At 52.7% G+C, this 20,436-nt stretch carries 15 protein-coding genes and 1 pseudogene; 9 read left to right on the forward strand and 7 right to left on the reverse strand.

The window, feature by feature from the left end:
- Positions 1–99: 99 nt before the first annotated feature.
- The 4 genes from deoC (at position 100) to deoD (ending at position 4,425) form a co-directional block, all read left to right on the forward strand.
- A complete protein-coding gene (gene deoC / locus SFA31_RS06670) occupies positions 100–879 on the forward strand; it encodes a deoxyribose-phosphate aldolase (protein ID WP_322837273.1) in 780 nt (259 codons plus the stop codon).
- Positions 880–934: 55 nt separating this feature from the next.
- Complete coding sequence (gene deoA / locus SFA31_RS06675) at positions 935–2,266, forward strand: thymidine phosphorylase (RefSeq protein ID WP_322837274.1); 1,332 nt, start codon at positions 935–937, stop codon at positions 2,264–2,266.
- A gap of 148 nt (positions 2,267–2,414) precedes the next feature.
- Entirely contained in the window at positions 2,415–3,638 is a 1,224-nt protein-coding gene (gene deoB, locus SFA31_RS06680; protein ID WP_322837275.1) for a phosphopentomutase, read from the forward strand.
- A 64-nt stretch (positions 3,639–3,702) separates the two neighbouring features.
- The gene (deoD, locus tag SFA31_RS06685; RefSeq protein WP_322837276.1) at positions 3,703–4,425 is read left to right on the forward strand and encodes a purine-nucleoside phosphorylase; all 723 of its coding nucleotides are present in this window, start codon (positions 3,703–3,705) and stop codon (positions 4,423–4,425) included.
- A 52-nt stretch (positions 4,426–4,477) separates the two neighbouring features.
- Here deoD and SFA31_RS06690 read toward each other — a convergent pair whose 3' ends face one another.
- The 4 genes from SFA31_RS06690 to SFA31_RS06705 all read right to left on the reverse strand — a co-directional run bounded on the left by SFA31_RS06690 (position 4,478) and on the right by SFA31_RS06705 (position 9,253).
- Positions 4,478–5,494: a lipoate--protein ligase A gene (locus tag SFA31_RS06690; RefSeq protein WP_322837277.1), complete on the reverse strand. Its 1,017-nt coding sequence runs from the start codon at positions 5,492–5,494 to the stop codon at positions 4,478–4,480.
- Positions 5,495–6,106: 612 nt separating this feature from the next.
- Complete coding sequence (locus tag SFA31_RS06695) at positions 6,107–6,535, reverse strand: hypothetical protein (protein ID WP_322837278.1); 429 nt, start codon at positions 6,533–6,535, stop codon at positions 6,107–6,109.
- The gene (locus tag SFA31_RS06700) at positions 6,535–7,818 is read right to left on the reverse strand and encodes a PAAR domain-containing protein (protein ID WP_322837279.1); all 1,284 of its coding nucleotides are present in this window, start codon (positions 7,816–7,818) and stop codon (positions 6,535–6,537) included. Before SFA31_RS06700 ends, SFA31_RS06695 begins: the two co-directional genes overlap by 1 nt.
- Before the next feature lie 784 nt (positions 7,819–8,602).
- Positions 8,603–9,253, reverse strand: coding sequence for a YtjB family periplasmic protein (locus SFA31_RS06705; protein ID WP_322837280.1), 651 nt, complete (start codon positions 9,251–9,253; stop codon positions 8,603–8,605).
- Between the two features lie 108 nt (positions 9,254–9,361).
- Between SFA31_RS06705 and serB the strand changes: the two are divergent.
- The 4 genes and pseudogenes from serB to SFA31_RS06725 all read left to right on the forward strand — a co-directional run bounded on the left by serB (position 9,362) and on the right by SFA31_RS06725 (position 14,185).
- Positions 9,362–10,325 (forward strand): annotated as a pseudogene (gene serB / locus SFA31_RS06710) (phosphoserine phosphatase).
- Between the two features lie 18 nt (positions 10,326–10,343).
- A complete protein-coding gene (radA, locus tag SFA31_RS06715) occupies positions 10,344–11,726 on the forward strand; it encodes a DNA repair protein RadA (RefSeq protein WP_322837281.1) in 1,383 nt (460 codons plus the stop codon).
- Positions 11,727–11,835: 109 nt separating this feature from the next.
- On the forward strand, positions 11,836–13,068 hold the full coding sequence (gene nadR / locus SFA31_RS06720) for a multifunctional transcriptional regulator/nicotinamide-nucleotide adenylyltransferase/ribosylnicotinamide kinase NadR (protein ID WP_322837282.1): 1,233 nt from the start codon (positions 11,836–11,838) through the stop codon (positions 13,066–13,068).
- Between the two features lie 409 nt (positions 13,069–13,477).
- On the forward strand, positions 13,478–14,185 hold the full coding sequence (locus tag SFA31_RS06725) for a glycosyltransferase family 25 protein (RefSeq protein ID WP_322837283.1): 708 nt from the start codon (positions 13,478–13,480) through the stop codon (positions 14,183–14,185).
- A 158-nt stretch (positions 14,186–14,343) separates the two neighbouring features.
- On the opposite strand, the gene SFA31_RS06730 is transcribed toward SFA31_RS06725, so the two are convergent.
- The 3 genes from SFA31_RS06730 to ettA form a co-directional block, all read right to left on the reverse strand.
- On the reverse strand, positions 14,344–15,114 hold the full coding sequence (locus SFA31_RS06730; protein WP_322837284.1) for a serine protease: 771 nt from the start codon (positions 15,112–15,114) through the stop codon (positions 14,344–14,346).
- A 1,158-nt stretch (positions 15,115–16,272) separates the two neighbouring features.
- The gene (locus tag SFA31_RS06735; RefSeq protein ID WP_322837285.1) at positions 16,273–16,497 is read right to left on the reverse strand and encodes a hypothetical protein; all 225 of its coding nucleotides are present in this window, start codon (positions 16,495–16,497) and stop codon (positions 16,273–16,275) included.
- A gap of 50 nt (positions 16,498–16,547) precedes the next feature.
- A complete protein-coding gene (gene ettA, locus SFA31_RS06740; RefSeq protein WP_322837286.1) occupies positions 16,548–18,215 on the reverse strand; it encodes an energy-dependent translational throttle protein EttA in 1,668 nt (555 codons plus the stop codon).
- A 272-nt stretch (positions 18,216–18,487) separates the two neighbouring features.
- Between ettA and sltY the strand changes: the two genes are divergently transcribed.
- Entirely contained in the window at positions 18,488–20,425 is a 1,938-nt protein-coding gene (gene sltY, locus SFA31_RS06745) for a murein transglycosylase (protein WP_322837287.1), read from the forward strand.
- Positions 20,426–20,436: the final 11 nt, after the last annotated feature.

Consider the following 20,436-nt stretch of genomic DNA (forward strand, 5'->3'; position numbering starts at 1 on the left):
CATCTCCCTGAGGCAATCTTTAAAGCAATCCGAAATGACAGTGCCTCTCTGTCCGGCGATATTACCTCCCGGCTCTATGCTTACGACTGGAGAACGACTATGACCGATTTAACTGCCAGCAGCCTGCGCGCGCTGAAGCTGATGGATTTAACCACCTTAAACGATGACGATACCGATGAAAAAGTCATTGCGCTATGCCGCCAGGCGAAGACGCCGGTAGGGAATACGGCGGCAATCTGTATCTATCCGCGCTTTATACCCGTTGCCCGTAAGACGCTGAAACAGCAGGGCTCGCCAGATATTCGTATTGCGACGGTGACCAACTTTCCACACGGCAACGACGATATTGAGATAGCGCTGGCGGAAACCCGCGCGGCTATCGCTTACGGCGCCGATGAGGTGGATGTTGTTTTTCCTTACCGTGCACTAATGGCAGGTGATGAAAAAGTGGGTTTTGAGCTAGTGAAAGCCTGTAAAGCGGCGTGTGAGCAGGCGAATGTGCTGCTGAAGGTGATTATTGAAACCGGTGAACTGAAAGAAGAGCGCCTCATCCGTAAAGCGTCTGAAATCGCGATTAACGCTGGCGCAGATTTTATCAAAACGTCTACCGGTAAAGTGCCGGTAAATGCGACGCCGGAAAGCGCGCGCATCATGCTGGAAGTGATTCGGGATATGGGCGTTGAGCAGCGCGTCGGCTTTAAGCCCGCCGGCGGCGTGCGCAGCGCGGAAGATGCCGCGCAGTATCTGGCGATTGCCGACGAACTGTTTGGTAGCGGCTGGGCCGATGCCCGCCACTACCGCTTTGGCGCCTCCAGCCTTCTTGCCAGCTTATTGAACGCCCTCGGGCACGGCGACGGGAAAAGCGCGGGCGGTTACTAACTCAGCGTGCGGCGAATAATCCATTCGCCGCGGCATATGTCTTCAGGAGGTGCCTGTGTTCCTGGCGCAAGAAATCGTGCGCAAAAAGCGCGATGGACATCCACTCAGTGATGAAGAAATTCGATTTTTCATTAACGGTATTCGCGACAATACCGTATCAGAAGGCCAGATTGCGGCGCTGGCGATGGCCGTGTTCTTCCAGGATATGTCAATGGCGGAGCGGGTCTCATTAACCCTGGCGATGCGTGATTCTGGTTCGGTGCTGGACTGGCGTGAAGCTGGCCTGAACGGTCCGCTTGTGGATAAGCACTCTACCGGCGGCGTAGGCGATGTTACCTCACTGATGCTGGGGCCGATGGTGGCGGCGTGCGGCGGCTATGTGCCAATGAATTCCGGGCGGGGGCTGGGGCACACCGGCGGCACGCTTGATAAACTGGAGTCGATCCCGGGTTTTGATATTTTCCCCGACGATGCGCGTTTTCGTGACATCATTCGCCGCGTCGGGGTAGCGATTATCGGGCAGACGCAGTCGCTGGCGCCCGCCGATAAACGCTTCTACGCCACGCGTGATATTACCGCAACCGTCGATTCTATCCCGCTGATTACCGCCTCGATTCTGGCCAAAAAACTGGCTGAAGGTCTTGATGCGCTGGTTATGGACGTGAAAGTCGGCAGCGGTGCGTTTATGCCGACCTTTGACCTGTCCCTACATTTAGCGCAGGCGATCGTCGACGTAGCGAACGGCGCCGGGGTACGTACTACCGCGCTGCTGACGGATATGAATCAGCCGCTGGCTTCAAGTGCGGGGAATGCGCTGGAAGTGCGGGAGGCGGTGCGTTTCCTTAATGGTGAATATCGCAACCCGCGTCTTCTTGAGGTTACGCTGGCGCTGGGCAGTGAAATGCTGATTTCCGGCGGGCTGGCGAAGGGCGAGGCAGAGGCTCGATCGCAGCTTCAGGCGGCTCTGGAAAGCGGACGGGCGGCGGAGACCTTTGGGCACATGGTAACGGCGCAGGGCGGCCCCGTCGATTTTGTAGAGCATTACGCGCGTCACCTTCCATCCGCGCCGCTGAGTAAAGCGGTGTATGCCGCGCAGGAGGGTTTTGTCAGCGCGATTGATACGCGCGCGCTGGGCATGGCGGTGGTCGAAATGGGCGGTGGGCGCCGCCGGGCGTCCGATACCATTAACTATAGCGTGGGGCTGGATGAACTCACCGCGCTGGGAGAACGGGTGGACGCGCATCGTCCGTTAGCCACGATCCACGCGCAGGATGAAGCGAGCTGGCAGGCGGCCGCGCGCGCGGTGAATGCCGCTATTACGCTGAGCGACACCCCGCCTCAGCCGTGCGATGTGGTCTATCGCAAAGTCGAACCCGCCGCAGGCTAAGCTTTCCGGGAGGAGGCGCGAGGGATATACTGATCAGATCGCTTTTTTATAGGCAACCTGGCGTGATACCCGTCAGTCCCGGCGGCCTCCTGTGGAGCGTCGGCCTGGGCATGAAGAGTATGCATAGCGCATAACGTACGGAGAGATTATGAAACGTGCATTTATTATGGTGCTGGACTCTTTTGGCATCGGTGCAACGGAAGACGCCGATCGTTTTGGCGACGTGGGTTCAGATACGCTGGGCCACATTGCGCAGGCCTGTGCGGAAGGGCGGGCGAATACGGGGCGCAGCGGGCCGCTTAATTTGCCGAATCTGACGCGTCTTGGTCTGGCGAAGGCAGCGCAAGGTTCTACGGGGCGCATCCCCGCCGGCATGGATGAGAATGCGCAGGTGACGGGTGCCTGGGGCTGGGCGCACGAAATGTCTTCCGGGAAGGATACGCCGTCCGGGCACTGGGAAATCGCCGGCGTTCCGGTGCTGTTTGACTGGGGTTATTTTCCCGAGCGGGAAAATAGCTTCCCGCAGGCGCTGTTAGACGAACTGGTTCAGCGTGCGGATCTGCCCGGCTATCTTGGTAATTGCCACTCTTCGGGCACGGTTATCCTGGATGAACTCGGCGAAGAACATATGAAAACCGGAAAACCGATTTTTTATACATCTGCCGATTCCGTATTTCAGATTGCCTGCCACGAAGAGACGTTTGGCCTGGAGCGCCTGTACGCCCTGTGTGAAATTGCCCGCGCGGCGCTCACTGAAGGCGGCTATAACATCGGGCGCGTCATCGCTCGCCCGTTTATTGGCGATAAAGCCGGGCATTTTCAGCGCACCGGTAATCGTCACGACCTGGCCGTGGAGCCACCTGCGCCGACGGTGTTAAAAAAGCTGGTGGACGAGAAACGCGGGCAGGTCGTTTCCGTGGGGAAAATTGCCGATATTTATGCCAACGTCGGTATCACGAAAAAAGTGAAAGCAACCGGGCTGGACGCGCTGTTTGATGCCACGCTGGCTGAAATTAAGACGGCGGGTGATAACACGATTGTGTTCACCAACTTTGTTGATTTCGACTCTTCCTGGGGGCATCGCCGCGATGTGGCGGGATACGCGGCCGGTCTCGAATTGTTCGATCGCCGCCTGCCTGAGCTTATGGCACTGATGAATGAGGACGATATCCTTATCCTGACCGCCGATCACGGCTGCGATCCTACCTGGGCCGGCACTGACCACACGCGCGAGCATATTCCGGTATTGGTCTATGGCGATAAAGTGAAGCCCGGCTCGCTGGGGCACCGCGAAACCTTTGCCGACATTGGGCAAACCCTTGCCCGCTATTTCGGGCTGTCGCCGATGGACTACGGTAAAGCGCTATTCTAATCGAATTGGCCCGGCTGTTTGCCGGGCCGTCTTTTTATTGAGTCAGAAAAAAGGATCCTGAATTATGGCTACGCCACACATTAACGCAGAGATGGGCGATTTCGCGGACGTGGTATTGATGCCGGGCGACCCCCTGCGCGCAAAGCATATCGCGGAAACCTTCCTGGAAAATCCGCGCGAAGTGAATAACGTGCGCGGTATGCTGGGTTATACCGGCGTTTATAAAGGGCGCGCAGTCTCCGTGATGGGGCACGGGATGGGCATTCCTTCCTGTTCGATTTATACGAAAGAGCTAATTACCGATTTTGGCGTTAAAAAGATCGTTCGGGTTGGCTCCTGCGGCGCCGTGCGCCCGGATGTGAAAATCCGTGACGTAGTGATTGGCATGGGCGCGTGTACTGATTCTAAGGTGAACCGTTTACGCTTTAAGGATCACGACTTCGCGGCTATCGCTGATTTTGATATGGTGCGCAATGCGGTAGATGCGGCGAAAACGCTGGGCATTGACGCGCGCGTCGGTAATCTGTTCTCCGCTGACCTCTTCTATTCGCCGGACCCGCAGATGTTCGACGTAATGGAAAAGTACGGCATTCTGGGAATTGAGATGGAAGCGGCCGGAATTTACGGCGTAGCCGCTGAATTCGGCGCGCAGGCGCTGGCGATTTGCACCGTTTCCGATCATTTGCGCAGCGGTGATAACGTTAGCGCCGCCGACCGGCAGACCACATTCAATGACATGGTGCATATTGCGTTGGAATCCGTACTGTTAGGCGACGGTGTGGAATAATCTTCAGGCGGCCCGGCGCTGATTGCGCCGGACGCACTAACTTTTCATTGCGTTAACTTATGGCCTGCGCCAGCCAGGCGCCCAGTTCATGTAGCTCAGCGGCGCGTTCAGGGTATTCCTGGCTCAGCGTTTCGCACTCAGCCAGCAGCGCGGCGCTGCGGTAAGGCGCGCCGCGCAGCCGTTCGGCCAGTATTTCCAGCGGCGCGGGATTGAGGCTATCGGTAAAAAGCTGGGTGCGGGTGATGATGCCTTTTTCTACGTCACAGTGTAGTTCGACACCGCCCCATACAAAGCGTTCATCAAGCTGGTGGCTAAAGGCTGGCGCATGGCCAAAGTTCCATTCCCAGCTACTTTGGTGCGCAAAGGTCTCGCCAAATCCCGGCAGATCCGGCAGCGCCTGCGGCGAAATATATTCGGGCGCCACGCTTTCGCCATAGTGCGTGAAGAATGCGCGCTCGATAGCTTCACATATCCGTTCATGGGTGATATCCGGTATGAGATCCTGAAGATTGGCGACGCGGCCGCGTACCGATGTAATCCCCTTCGCCTGTAACTTTTTCTTATCAGGGTTTAGATAATGGGCCAGCCGATCCAGATCGGCATTCAGCAGTAGCGTTCCGTGGTGAAACCCGCGATCCGGCGTTTCACGATAGGCGGACCCGGAAATCTTGCGTGGACCCGCTGCGGTTTCCACCACCAGATCGTTGCGCCCGGAGGCGGTAGCCTGAATAGTTAACTGGCGCAGGGCATTAATGACTATCCCGGTAGAAATGCTTTTATCGTATTCCGGTTTAGCCGCCATAAACGTAAAACAGGTGTTTCCAAGATCGTGAAATACCGCGCCCCCGCCGCTGCTACGACGCGCCAGGCGCACCTTATCCAGCTCCATACGGCGAGTATTGCACTCTTTCCAGGGATTCTGCGCCCGGCCAATGACCACCGTATCGGCATTGCGCCACAGAAACAGTACGCGCTGCTGCGCGGGAAGATGGCGGAAAATCGTGTCTTCGACGGCCAGGTTAAACCAGGGATCGTGGGAGGTTGAAATCAGTAAACGCAGCGTTGACATGGTGCGGTCCTTGACGTAAATCACCGCCGCAGTTTACCACGTTGCGCTATGAGGAGGCAGCGGTGTGCGGTTTTCTGCATAAAGAGATATGGCCTGCTTCCCGGTGTTTACTGCGACAGCTTGTAAATCTGGGGTTCATACAAATTGGGCTCGCGGGCGGCTGCGGCCAATAAATTAGCCTACTTTTGATGCAGGATTGAACATATTTAAATCAGGCGATTACACAAATTTATGTACAGGATCCCGTAAGGTGGCATTTTCTCATTCCTGGCCTTGCAACTGGGTTCCTCGTAGGTGGTCTGCTCCAGGCTGGACTATATGCACGAACTCCCCTTTTAGTCCGACTACCGCGCCTGTTCAGGTAAATATTCTCTTGATTCCACCCCTAACAGACACGAAGAATCGCCACTGGTAACAGGCCTGGAGGAGGAGAGTCTTAAAGTTTCGGATGCGATAAGGCTACACTGAAAGGACGGTTTTGGTGACTGTGCTCCTCCAGACCAGTTACCGTGGTTCAAAAGAACTTCAACTCTTGCAAACCTTCGAAAAAACCACCCGGCAAAGTAGTTTTTTCATTTACAGGCAGCAGATTACTCGCTGAGCAAAAGCATCTCAGCGATCCTTTTTTGAACAGAGCAGTTCACTTGTAGCATATTTAGTCGCCATACCCGGCATCCACCCTGATGGAATACCTTTGCACTTAATATACCCTTTAGACTCTATTTTATTTATATAAATAAAAGAAAACAAAACGGGAGTTGCTAATGAAATAACAAAAAAAGAAAAAAGCAACTTATAAACACTCTTTGCTTTATTAGGTGGCATAGGAAAACCACAAAGAGCAACATGAGCTGGATACATTGAAAAAAGAAAAAAAACAAAAGAAAATAATAAGGCGAAACAATCCATCCAAGAATACACTATCATTGTGTGAAATTCAAAATACTCACTCAGATTTTTAATTGAAAAATAAATCCCACCCAACCCAACTATAAAAAAAATAAAAAACGCCGCAATGGCCTTGAGCCTTGTTATCAACATCAATTAATCCTCGGTATTATATCTTTTAATGATTCTCGAATGTAACGCCTAACTTCAGACTCAATAACTTCCTTGCCTTTATCAAGCATCTTTTCCGCATACATCGCGCCCAGATCCCAGAGTCCTTGTTCTATTCCTCGCGCTTTCTCGACAAACTCTTGCTGCGAAGCTTCGATGTATGCAACGACTTTATCAGTAATTCCAAATTTATTATCGAGTTCATTTAACCCCCACGCAGTAAACAAACCTATACCAACAACAACTACTAATGGGACTGCAATGAAAGGGACATAAGCAACAGCAGCAACACCGATCCCCCAACTAATAGCGGAAGCAATCCCTATTTTCGCAACATCTGTTGCCAGCGAACCTATAAACTGAGCAAGATGTGTCTCATCATTCAATATAAAATCAATCGTCCTATATGCAGCGGCGAAATAAAAAGTTAAACGGGCACCTTCAATAATTGATTTCCCAAGACCATATTTACCTATACCCAGATCGACTACTTTTGGATTTTTCAATGCAAAAACAGGGGCGTTTAATACTTTTCTAATTCCGGGGTAGCCCGTAAGCTTAATTAACTCAGTTCCTTTATGATTAATATAAACCGTCGCTTTTATTCCAAAACTCCCGAGTTTCGAAACTATCATTGATGTGGTAACAACATCCTTCCCGTTCACGCCATAATTAACCAGAACCTGCCCCACATCTGACTGTGTAGCTTCTACCCATACTGTTTTTGTATCATTCCAGCCCCACGACTGGAGCACTTCAAAAGCTTCCGGAAGTGTGAGTAGCATGACGTCTTGATTATTCTGCGCCAGCGTACCCCGCAGCTTTTCATCCGGAAAGTCCTGCGTATTCCGTAAAACCGGATAATCAGGCACAAAACCTGATTTAGTTTTTTCACCTGTCTGATAAGTCGGAGGATTCGTTCTTTTGACTGCCTGCTCCCTTTCAGCCACTCGTCCGGCGTTACAGTTACTTTCGTAGGTATGCGTCTCAACGAATGGGATAAACTTCGCCCGACATGGACAGGAACTATAGCTGTCGAGTGAACCCGCCCACTCTCTCATCACGCCACCAACTTCATAGGTGTCGCCCATGCCACCACAAACCCGGAATCGTCCGGGATGCTTCCCGCAGGTCACCGGGTCGCCCTCCCTGACCTGCTGGCGCTCAATACCGCCGATTTCATAGGTCTCATCCTCCGCGCCCGACAGAATGCGCCCGCCGCAGGTGGTTTTGTCCAAGTGATACAAAAAGAATCCCGTTGTCATAATCCCTCATGAATAAAATGGTTAAAGAGTGTCCATCATACACCTTGCGGAACTTAACCAAAATTTCCCTAAATACCGCGATATGTTACAGGAAGAACGGACAGCGGCGGTCACCATCATAAAGGGATCCCAGCCGATTTAACGTAACATCCGTTATCAGCACCGCCAGAACGTACTCCGGCCTAAATTACAGCTTACCTAGTAAAAACCCATCAGAAACGCATACGGAGATTCTGACGGGTATGCATGGCTAGCATCGGAATGTCTAGCAGAGGTTTTCAGCCTTAGTTCAGGACGGAACCGTTAAAAGAATAATTCCTGCCCCTATTCAGTGGATACTTCCCCTAAACAGAAAAGCAACTTCAGATAAAGCGCCAACCCATAGCTACTCAAAAGGGACAAGGACTATTATATGAAAGGCTTTTTGCCACCTCAGATAGAAAATTCGCTGTTATGCGCACGAATATAAATTCTGGCGAGTCAAATTGTATTCCCTTTGTACCGGCAGAAACAAAAGGGGGTGGAGTTGCCATTTTTGCACAGGCCCCGCCTCTCCTTGCGAGCAGCATGAGAAAAGAAGGCACGAGTCAGAGAAGGGCGGATCCTGGCAGGATTTAATGACGCTGCTGTTTCGGAAATGCCCCACCGTCGGGGGTTAACTATCCTGTGCGCAGATAAAACCACGTCTGCGAGTCAGGCCTTTAGTTAGTCATGGCCGCCCGGGTGCGACAGTACCGAAAAATGGCCGGGCGATAGGCGGCTACCGTGGCGCAAATCGTTGGCGCTATTTTTCCGGTGGCTGTTGTTCCGGCGGCTCTTCAGGAAGAGAGCGGCTGGCAGTCAGCAGAAAAGGCGACTGCTGCCAGCGAGTCCGCCTGCCCTGCAGCAAAGTGCGGGTAATCACGATGCCAATGGCCAGCGCCAGCAGCAGCATTAGGCGCAGAATATTTGTTGTATTATCGACCTGTCGCGCTTCGGTTGGTAGCGTATGCGTATCCAGCGTTAGGCGTAAATAGCCCAGCGGCCCGCTTTTACCTGGGATCTCATGGATAACCTGTCGGTTAAAATAACTGCCGGCTTTTTTGCCGTCCAGCGCCAGTCTGTCGCGCACATCGACGCTCTCGCCGGCGTGCGTTATGCGGGCGCCGTTTTCATCATAAACGGCGGCGTCAAGTACGCGGCTCTCGGTGGTTAACAGTTTTAGCTGCCTCAGAATATGTTTTTCATCCGGCGTTTCGCTTTTCATGAGCGGCACCAGCGCATAGGCTACCTGGCGTGCCAGGGTTTGTGCCAGCTCCTCCATCTGCAAATTACGCGAACGCTGGTAGCTTTGACTAAACCAGGAGGCGCCTTGCATTAACGCTACCAGTAGCGCCAGACAAATCAGTACAATGACAGAGCGATGTAGCCGAAATTTGAGTTTGGTCCTGCCCATATTTCACCCGTTAAAATTTTACAGCCTGCATGTTGCCAGAAGCCTTACCGGCAGGGTAGCCTCATGCGGTGTTTTGTACCGGCCCGCTAATTTTTTACAGGAGCTGTAATGCCAAATAGTTTGACCTGGTGCGATTTACCCAACGACGTATCGCTTTGGCCTGGGCTGCCGCTGTCGCTCAGCGGCGATGAAGTTATGCCTCTCGATTACAGCGCCGGTCGCACCGGCTGGCTATTATACGGGCGCGAGCTGGATAAAGCCCGCCTGACGCGCTTTCAGCGCAAGCTGGGGGCGGCGATGGTTATCGTCAGCGCCTGGTGCGTGGATGATTATCAGGTCATTCGCCTGGCGGGGTCGCTGACGCTGCGAGCAACGCGGTTGGCGCATGCTAGACGTCGCGCCGCTGGGCAATATCCCGCATTTACGCACGCCGGGGCTGCTGGTGATGGATATGGACTCCACGGCTATCCAGATCGAATGTATTGATGAAATCGCCAGGCTTGCCGGATGCGGTGACGCGGTTGCTGCCGTTACGGAACGGGCGATGCGCGGCGAGCTGGATTTTTCCGCCAGTCTGCGCGAGCGCGTAGCGACGCTGAAAGGCGCAGATGCGGATATTTTGCACAAGGTGCGTGAAAACCTGCCGCTATCCCCCGGGTTAATTTCGCTGGTGCTGAAACTAGAGTCTTTGGGCTGGAAAGTGGCTATCGCCTCCGGCGGCTTTACCTTCTTTTCCGATTATCTGCGTGATAAGTTGCACCTCTGCGCGGCGGTCGCCAATGAGCTTGAAGTTGTGAAAGGGCGGTTAACGGGGAAAGTGGTCGGTCCTATTGTGGATGCGCGCTATAAGGCGAAAACGCTGCTGGGGCTGGCCGAACAGTTTGATATTGCGCCTGAGCAGACCGTGGCAATAGGCGACGGCGCGAATGATCTGCTGATGCTGAAGCGCGCCGCGCTGGGCGTTGCCTGGCATGCTAAGCCGAAAGTAAACGAGCGGGCGAAAGTCACTATTCGGCATGCCGACCTGATGGGCGTGTTTTGCATCCTGTCGGGCAGTTTGAATCAGGAATAAGGTAAGTGAGGTCTCAGGGTGGCGAAAGCGGCGAAACGCGCATTTGTCTGTAATGAATGCGGTGCGGATTATCCGCGCTGGCAGGGGCAGTGTAGCGCCTGCCATGCCTGGAATACAATTACGGAAGTGCGCCTGGCGGCCTCGCCGCAGGCGGCGCGCAATGAGCGCCTTTCCGGGTATGCCGGCAGCGCGGGAATTAGTAAGGTTCAGAAACTTTCTGAAATTAGCCTGGAGGCGCTGCCGCGCTTTTCTACCGGGTTTAAAGAGTTCGATCGCGTTTTAGGCGGCGGCGTGGTGCCCGGTAGCGCTATCCTGATTGGCGGGAACCCCGGCGCCGGGAAGTCGACGCTATTGCTGCAGACGCTGTGTAAACTCTCGGAGCAGATGAAAACGCTGTATGTCACCGGTGAGGAGTCGCTGCAGCAGGTCGCGATGCGCGCGCATCGGCTGGGGCTGCCGACGGATAATCTAAATATGCTGTCGGAAACCAGTATCGAGCAAATCTGCCTGATCGCCGAGCAGGAAGCGCCAAAGCTGATGGTAATTGACTCTATCCAGGTGATGCATATGGCGGATATCCAGTCTTCACCCGGGAGCGTAGCGCAGGTGCGTGAAACTGCCGCTTATTTAACACGCTTTGCGAAAACCCGCGATGTGGCTATCGTGATGGTCGGCCACGTTACGAAAGATGGCTCGCTGGCCGGGCCGAAAGTGCTGGAGCACTGTATCGATTGCTCGGTATTGCTGGATGGCGATGCGGATTCGCGATTTCGCACGCTGCGCAGCCATAAAAATCGCTTTGGTGCGGTGAATGAATTGGGCGTATTTGCTATGACAGAGCAGGGGATGCGCGAAGTGAGCAATCCCTCGGCTATCTTTCTGAGCCGTAGCGATGAGTTAACGCCCGGCAGTTCCGTGATGGTGGTATGGGAAGGGACGCGTCCGCTATTGCTTGAGATTCAGGCGCTGGTGGATCAGTCCATGATGGCGAATCCGCGCCGCGTCGCCGTGGGGCTGGAGCAGAACCGGCTGGCGATACTGCTGGCGGTGCTGCATCGCCACGGCGGCCTGCAAATGGCCGATCAGGATGTCTTCGTTAATGTGGTCGGCGGGGTTAAAATTATGGAAACCAGCGCCGATCTGGCGCTATTGCTGGCCATGGTTTCCAGTCTGCGCGACCGGCCGCTGCCCCAGGATTTAGTGGTTTTCGGTGAGGTGGGTCTGGCAGGAGAGATTCGCCCGGTGCCCAGCGGGCAAGAGCGTATTGCCGAAGCCGCAAGGCACGGTTTTCGCCGTGCCATCGTGCCGCATGCCAATATGCCGAAGAAGCCGCCGGAGGGAATGCAGATATTCGGCGTGAAAAAACTGTCAGATGCGTTAAGCGTGTTCGATGATTTATAAATCTCCGCCGCCCTGTTGCTCTGATGATGCCGTTTAAACGGGACTGTGATAACTCGATATCCTGACGGCCAGGCTGCGGCAGTATATCTGTGCGTTTGTGGAGTTTATCGTGGCGACATTTGATTATCTGAAAGCGGCGATTCGCCAGAAAGGGTGCACATTACAGCAGGTGGCACAAGCCAGCGGCATGACCAAAGGCTACCTTAGCCAGCTACTAAACGGACATATTCAAAGCCCGGGCGCGCGTAAACTGGAAGCATTGCACGGCTTTCTCGGGCTGGAATACCCGCTGCGGCAAAAAAGCGTTGGCGTAGTCTTTGGTAAATTTTATCCCCTCCACACCGGACATATTTATCTCGTCCAGCGCGCCTGCAGCCAGGTGGATGAGCTGCACATTATCATGGGCTATGACGATACGCGGGATAAGGCGCTATTTGAGGCCAGCGCGATGTCGCAGCAGCCTACCGTCAGCGACAGGCTGCGCTGGCTACTCCAGACGTTTAAATATCAGAAAAATATCCGCATTCATGCATTCAATGAAGAGGATATGGAGCCGTATCCGCACGGATGGGATGTCTGGAGTGAAGGCATTCGCACATTTATGGATGAAAAGAATATTCATCCCGACCGAGTCTATACCTCGGAGGCCACGGATGCGCCTCAGTTTCCCGTCTACCTGGGTATTCCTGCGGTGTTAGTCGACCCTCAGCGTACGTTTATGAATATCAGCGGCGGGCAAATACGCGCGAATCCATTCCGTTATTGGGAATATATCCCAACGGAGGTGAAGCCGTTTTTCGTGCGCACGGTGGCGATTCTGGGCGGTGAGTCCAGCGGTAAATCAACGCTGGTGAATAAGCTTGCCAATATTTTCAATACGACCAGCGCCTGGGAATACGGCCGCGACTACGTTTTTTCACACTTGGGCGGCGATGAGATGGCGCTCCAGTACTCAGATTACGACAAAATTGCGCTCGGGCATGCGCAATATATTGATTTCGCAGTTAAGTACGCCAATAAAGTGGCGTTTATCGATACTGATTTCGTGACCACTCAGGCATTTTGTCGCCAGTATGAAGGCCGGGAGCATCCTTTTGTGCAGGCCATGATCGACAAGTATCGGTTCGACCTGGTCATTTTGCTGGAGAATAATACGCCGTGGGTGGCTGACGGGCTGCGAAGCCTCGGCAGCGGTGCCGCGCGCAAATCTTTTCAGCAGCTTCTGGTCTCCATGCTGGAAGAGAACGGCATTGGTTATGAATACGTAGGCGAGGCCGATTATGACGCGCGTTTTCTGCGCTGCGTTGAGCTGGTGAAGCAGCTAATGGGCGATCCGCTGTGAATCGAATAGCGTGCGCGCGCTCAGTGTCAGTGTACTGCACCGCGACGTAAATCCTATGAGCGCCAACCCCGGTAAAACTGAGGTGCTAAACGTGGGCCGCTGCTCCGAATCCCGTGGCCGACAGTCTGATTTAATCATGCTTTTGGGTGCTTAAGACTGCGCAGCGAATGCCATAAAGCCTCGATATTTTTATGGTGGGGGGCGCGTTGAGTATCATTGAAATTGGTTAACTATTTGTATTAATTGATAAAAATAACATATCCCGCGGTCGAATAAATACTGTAGCCAGCCATCTTTTTGCCCCTCTGCGCAGAACGCGCCTCGCAGAAGGGCATTCTACCCCTGGAGAAATATCCTGATTATCATAGCGTCCGTTAATCAGGGTGATAATTCAGGGGAAGGGAGCGGTATGGAATGGCAGCGGGGAAGTGGACCGGTGGATTGGTCGCTGGTAGACAAAATCGTCTATATCAATCTTGATAGACGGCAGGACAGGAACGAGAGTATACGCGCTCAGCTTAGCGCGCTGAATGTGCCACAGAATAAAGTACAGCGCTTTGCGGCGGTTGAAAGCGATTGTGGGTTTGTGGGCTGCGCAAAATCTCATTTGGCCGTGCTGGAGATGGCGCGCGATGAAAAGTGGGGCGCGGTGTTAATACTCGAAGACGATATGGCATTTCCCCACGCCATTACGGATAAAATTCGGCTGAATTATATTTTTAGCCAGCTCTGCCGGCTGCAGTGGGATGTGACATTTTTGGCGGCGAATTATTTCCGAGTCCAGCCCGGTGCTGGCAATTCTGATTTCGCGCCTTTTTCACAGCAGGCGTCAATAATGAGAATTCGTAGCGCAACCTGCGCCTGTGCGTATATGGTCAGGCAGCACTATTATCCGACATTAATTAAAAATATGGCGCAGTGTATAGCCCGGCTGGAAAGCACGGGCGAGCAGTTACACTCTGTCGATATGACGTGGCTGCCGCTAATGCTTGAGGATAACTGGCTTGGCGTATACCCCTGTTTGGGTTATCAGCAGGCAAGCGTTAGCGATATACAAAAAGGGTATGTGAATTATAAGTATCTTTTTTATAAGGATTTGGAAGAAATTATGGGATAGGCTCCGTAACCATAAACGAAAATATTAATAGCTAAGGGTGCAAAGAATATCGCTGCGTGTGCCTAATAACCGAGAGCCGGGATGAAAAGCGCGCGGGTTAATATACAACGCCCCGTTAAAGCGGGGCGTGATATCAAACACAAGGAAGAGTGGAGTTATTACTCTTTTTCCATCGTCTCTTTTAACCAATTGGCGTAATAGCGCACGCGCGTAAATTCTTCTGCTGGTTTTATTAGACTGCGAGAAACCAGACCGACAACATATTTTTTACCGTTAGCTTCGGCAAACAGCGGACCGCCGGAATCGCCGCCCGCGACGCCGTAGCCGGCACAAATATTCATAGCCGGATTGTAGTTTGTTTTCGGATATCCCGGCGGTACATTAATACAATCTTCATCCGGGTATACAGATTCCTGCACTTTATAGAGAATATACGGTCGGTCATTATTTTCAGTAAGCCCGAAACCAATAGCGGTTAGTGGGATATCTTTTAAGGAGGGATCGGGACCATTATTGTCCGTTACGCCGTCGATGTTGGCTAGCTGGCCGCCTTTGGCATCACGGGATAGCTTCACCAGTGCGATATCATACATACCGCTGATCTTCGCGTTTGAGATATCAAACCTGGGTTCCGGGATAAATTTTTCAATGGAAACCTGGTCTTTAACTACCAGTGGAGAATAGCTTTCAAGTGCCACCATCACCTTGGTTTTGTGGATATCGAAACGGGTGGTGCAGTGTGCGGCCGTCAGCGCCCAGCGTGGAGTGATGAGAACACCGCCGCAAATATGGCCTTTATAATCTCCGCCGTCGCTAAAGGCGACAAATTGAGGGAATTCTCCGGGGCTGGCGGGTGTACCGTTGATGATATGCTTGCCGCTTGGTTTGATATCGCTTTGGGCGAGCGTAGAAGATGAGACCAGCATCATACTCAGACATGTTAATAAAGTGGTGACTTTTTCATGTTGTAGACCTATTACTATGTAAATTGCCTGCGAATGGATAAGTGCAGGTGGGTTAGGTAGAGGTTTAACGTTCACTATCTAAATTGAGATGTTATTTTTCTATTTCTCCTTTTTCTTAATCTTATATAAGAGGGTGTAGTAAAAAATATTAATTATTTTCTATAGTAAATGGCTACGCTTTTTTCTTCATGCCATTCATGGAATGATTAAATAGAATGTTTATTTGGAAGGATAGCGACGGTGACTCATTTTTATATCAATTGATAATTGAGCTGGCCTGTGATGCTGATAAAAATAGGGGCGTATAGAATAAAGGTGTATCATTTCCGGTAAATAATCTAATAATAAGTATCATCACGAATACTCTTTATTATATTTGATGTAAGTATAGATTATGAGCATCGGAGCTAATGGGAAATAAATGATTCTGTCGTTTTTTGATGTGCCGAATTATTTAATTAGCTGGGAACTAGCTACACGTGATGGAAAACACCAGAATACGGATGTAAATGCCTGCAAACATCATTTACCTGAAATAGGCCTGTATTTGTATGTCGTAGCGGTAAGCAGGTGGACACTGCTAACTTGCCAGGCATAGTTTAAATGCGGAGCTTCTGATCAGGATAAACTCTAATCAATCTGTGAGATTAGTAGAAATAAGTTTTCATAAAAGACAGTATTAATCTCCCCATTAGGCGTATCCTGGAATCCGTAAAGTTATTTACTGCGAATCGGTTAAATTTAAACAATGTGAAGCCAAAAAAAATAATACCGCGCTCACTGTATACAGGACGTAGCTTCTAACTGGAAATAAGTCATCCCTCCTTAATTTTGGGGCGCTCAAGGTGAGCGTTGAAAATTTTATTAGCGATGCGTTTATTGTATCTGCGCTTAACTATTAGTTTTAACGTTGAGAGGGGGGGCGGTGACTATTTTATTCGCCATTTTGGCCTCAGGCAGCCCCAACGTTCTCACGTATAGCCTGTGGTCCTGAATTCTGTACACTGGATATTGGCCTTCTTGCTTCAGCAATCGCGCCAGCGGCAGGGGCTAAATTTATCTTTGTGTTCAAATTACACTGAATCAGGCAGCCATTTTCCCGTGTGGCAGCATTGCGTTAATTCAGAAGTAAAAATCTGCCTTCATAGAAGGCGGCATTGCTTTGATGCCCCAGAGGGGCATACCAAATTCTTTAAAAAAAGTCGCTGCCAGTCTTGTGAGATTTAAATCCCAAAACAACAAGGCAGAGCCAAAACCAAAACCAAAACCAAAACCAAAACCAAAACCAAAACCAAAACCAAAACCTGTTGATGACCACGCCCATAGGACGTGCTTTTCAGTTGGCAATAAAAAAGCCAGCCTGCCAGGCTGGCTTAGGAGGAAGCGTTAATTAGCGTTTACTTAGTGATACGTTTGTATTTAATGCGTTTAGGCTCAAGTGCCTCAGCGCCAAGCGTCCGCTTTTTATACTCTTCGTACTCGGTGAAGTTGCCTTCAAAGAACTCTACTTTCCCTTCATCCTGATAATCCAGAATATGGGTAGCGATACGGTCCAGGAACCAGCGGTCATGCGAGATGACCATCGCGCAGCCTGGGAACTCTAACAGGGCGTTTTCCAGCGCGCGCAGGGTTTCAATGTCCAGATCGTTAGTCGGTTCATCGAGCAGCAGCATGTTGCCGCCCACCTGAAGTAGCTTTGCCAGATGCAGGCGCCCGCGCTCGCCGCCGGATAGCTCACCGACGCGCTTGCCCTGGTCAGTGCCTTTGAAGTTAAAGCGCCCGACATACGCGCGGCTCGGCATTTCGGTGGTGCCGATACGCATAATATCCAGACCGCCGGAAACTTCTTCCCATACCGTTTTGCCGTTATCCATCGCATCGCGGAACTGATCTACGGAGGCCAGTTTCACGGTTTCGCCCAGTTCAATCGTTCCACTGTCCGGCTGTTCCTGCCCCGAAAGCATGCGGAATAGGGTAGATTTACCGGCGCCGTTAGGCCCAATAATACCGACGATGGCGCCTTTGGGCACCGAGAATGACAGATTGTCAATCAACTGCCGGTCACCATAGGATTTACATAGATTACTGACTTCCACGACTTTATCACCAAGGCGCGGTCCAGGCGGAATAAACAGCTCATTGGTCTCGTTACGTTTCTGATATTCCGTACTATTCAGCTCTTCGAAACGGGCCAGGCGCGCTTTCCCTTTGGACTGGCGGCCTTTGGCTCCCTGGCGCACCCATTCCAGCTCTTTCTCAATGGATTTGCGGCGCGCGGCTTCCTGAGACGCTTCCTGAGCCAGGCGCTGATCCTTCTGCTCAAGCCAGGAAGAGTAATTGCCTTCCCATGGGATCCCCTCGCCGCGGTCCAGTTCCAAAATCCAGCCGGCGACATTATCGAGGAAGTAGCGATCGTGGGTAATCGCTACCACGGTACCTTCGAAGTCGTGCAGGAAGCGTTCCAGCCAGGCGACGGATTCGGCGTCCAGGTGGTTGGTCGGTTCGTCAAGCAGCAGCATGTCCGGTTTTTCCAGCAGCAGGCGGCACAGAGCGACGCGACGGCGTTCACCGCCGGAGAGATTGGCGATTTTGGCATCCCAGTCCGGTAACCGCAGCGCGTCGGCCGCGCGCTCAAGCTGGATATTAAGATTGTGGCCGTCGTGCGCCTGAATAATTTCTTCCAGCTTGCCCTGTTCTGCAGCCAGCTTGTCAAAATCAGCGTCCGCATCGGCGTACAGTGCGTAGACTTCATCCAGGCGCTTCAGGGCGCCTACAACCTCAGAAACGGATTCTTCGATAGATTCCCGAACGGTGTGCTCGGGGTTAAGCTGCGGTTCCTGCGGCAAATAGCCGATTTTAATACCGGGCTGAGCGCGGGCTTCGCCTTCAATGTCGGTATCAATTCCGGCCATGATGCGCAGCAGGGTGGATTTACCAGCGCCGTTAAGACCCAGTACGCCAATTTTGGCGCCGGGGAAAAAACTCAGCGAGATATTCTTTAGGATATGGCGTTTAGGCGGCACCACTTTGCCGACACGATGCATGGTATAAACGAATTGAGCCACGTTGCGACTTCGCCTCTTTTATCATGGTAAATGGGGTCATTCAGTGGCGAAGTTTAGCCTTTTTCGCGTCTTAAGCCCAGCCGATAGTGTCTCGTAATACTTACCGGGCTGTGTGCCTAACGTGCGTTTTTTTCGCCGCTCGGCCCGCGATGGCGGAAAAATGTGACATGAACGTGGCATAACCGGCATGGCTTGGTTAGCATGAATGGCATGCGTAACGAACGGCATGACGCCGTGTGGGACATCTTTTAGTTATAACGTGAGGACTTCTTGTGGGAAAAGCCAAACGGACCGTCTGGCGCGCCCTTGCGCTTGGTATCGCCGCGCTGGTTATAAGCCAGTCGGCGCGAGCCGATTCGCTGGAAGCACAGCGTGCGCGGTATGCGCAAATTAAACAGGCGTGGGACAGTAAACAAATGGATGTGGTGGCGCAGCTTATGCCTGGCCTGCGTGATTATCCGCTTTATCCTTATTTGCAGTATCGACAGATTACCGACGATCTCAAAAATGAGCCGGCGATTGTGGTGACGCAGTTCGTGCGCGCTAATCCGACGCTGCCGCTATCGCGCAGCCTGACATCGCGCTTTGTCAATGAACTGGCGCGCCGGGAAGATTGGCGCGGCCTGCTGGCGTTTAGCCCACAGGTGCCGGCATCAATTGAAGCTAAATGTAATTATTACTATGCGCGCTGGAATACCGGTCAGGCGCAGTCGGCCTGGCAGGGCGCGCGTGAACTCTGGCAGAGCGGAAAAAATCTTCCGTCCGCCTGCGGGCGGCTGTTCTCGGCCTGGCGTGCTTCAGGAACCCAGACGCCGGAGGAGTATCTTGAGCGTATTCGGCTGGCGATGAAGGCGGGAAATACCGCGCTGGCATCGAGGCTGGCGTCAGAAATGCCGGATGATTATCGCACGATAGCCAGCGCGGTGGCGGCGCTGGCGAACGATCCGAACAGCGTATTGACGTTTGCCCGCAGCGTAGGCGCTACCCCGTTTACGCGTCAGTTAGCCGAGCAGGCGTTTGCAAGCGTTGCAAGGCAGGACGCTGAAAATGCGCGTCTGATGATCCCGGCGCTGGCTCAGGAGCAGCAGCTATCTGAGGCGCAAATTCAGGCGCTGCGCGATATAGTCGCATGGCGGTTAATGGGAAATGATATTACGTCAGCGCAGGCCGACTGGCGCGATGACGCGATTATGCGTTCAGGAGAGACATCTTTGCTGGAAAGGCGCGTGCGCATGGCGCTGGGCGCTGGCGATCGCAAAGGATTAAATACCTGGCTTGCTCGCTTGCCGATGGAAGCCAAAGAAAAAGAAGAGTGGAAATACTGGCAGGCGGATCTCCTGCTGGAGCGTGGCCGCGAAGATGAGGCAAAAACTCTACTCCAGAGCCTGGTGGGTAAACGCGGCTTTTATCCGATGGTAGCAGCGCAGCGCCTGGGGGAGGATTACACGCTGAAGGTGGAAAATGCACCGCAGGTTAATTCGACGCTGACCAATGGGCCGGAAATGGCTCGGGTTCGCGAGTTAATGTATTGGGGGCTGGACAATACCGCCCGCGGTGAGTGGGCAAACCTGGTGTCCAGTCGTTCAAAATCGGAACAGGCTGGCCTGGCGCGCTACGCGTTTGAGCAAGACTGGTGGGATCTTAGCGTGCAGGCGACCATTGCCGGCAAATTATGGGATCATTTGAAAGAGCGCTTCCCGCTGGCGTATCAGTCTTATTTCGATCGCTATACCCGTGACAAATCGATTGACGCCAGCTATGCAATGGCTATTTCACGCCAGGAGAGCGCGTGGAATCCCAAAGTGCGCTCTCCGGTTGGCGCGACCGGGTTAATGCAGATAATGCCGGCGACCGCCGCGCATACGGTGTCAAAATTTGGGGTATCAGGCTATAGCAGTGCACAGCAGCTTTTAGATCCCGATATGAATATTAATATCGGGACGCGCTACCTGGATTCGGTGTATCAGCAGTTTGGCCAAAACCGCATTTTGGCATCTGCTGCGTATAATGCGGGGCCGGGGCGCGTCAGGCGCTGGCTGGGAAGCAGCGGGGGTCGGTTAGATTCAGTGGCATTTATCGAAAGTATTCCGTTTTCGGAAACGCGCGGCTATGTAAAAAATGTGCTGGCCTACGATGCCTACTACCGCCACTTTATGGGGAAGGGGCACCCGGCGCTGTTAACGGATGCAGAGTGGCACAGCCGTTACTGATCCCCGTCGGT

It is taken from the genome of Erwinia sp. HR93, assembly GCF_034555055.1.
Taxonomy (GTDB): Bacteria; Pseudomonadota; Gammaproteobacteria; order Enterobacterales; family Enterobacteriaceae; genus Apirhabdus; species Apirhabdus apintestini.